1 protein-coding gene is annotated in these 261 nt (G+C 39.1%); it reads right to left on the reverse strand.

Translation table 11 applies throughout. From position 1 onward, the window contains the following. Positions 1-9: 9 nt before the first annotated feature. Positions 10-261 (reverse strand): hypothetical protein (locus AAEZ03_RS27895; RefSeq protein WP_350583158.1); only part of this gene is annotated, 252 nt, incomplete at its 5' end.

Consider the following 261-nt stretch of genomic DNA (forward strand, 5'->3'; position numbering starts at 1 on the left):
TTCATTAACTTATCGAATAGTGCTTTTGGCTGGTTCATAGTAGTTTGATTCAAGGATTTTTACATCGATGTGGTCATGATAGACATCTACGTAAAGAAGAGGATTGTCATCTACTACTATTTTCTTAGCATACTGCGGTATGCTACCTGAGGTGAGAGATTTTTGCATCTTTGCTCGCGCCTCTTTAGTGCTAAACAAGCAGTCTGCCTCATCTTCTCTGTCTTCCTTATTGTAGACATAGAAGTTTGCTCTATCTTGCCT

Source organism: Pseudomonas sp. HY2-MNA-CIBAN-0224 (assembly GCF_040310285.1).
Lineage (GTDB): Bacteria > Pseudomonadota > Gammaproteobacteria > Pseudomonadales > Pseudomonadaceae > Aquipseudomonas > Aquipseudomonas helleri.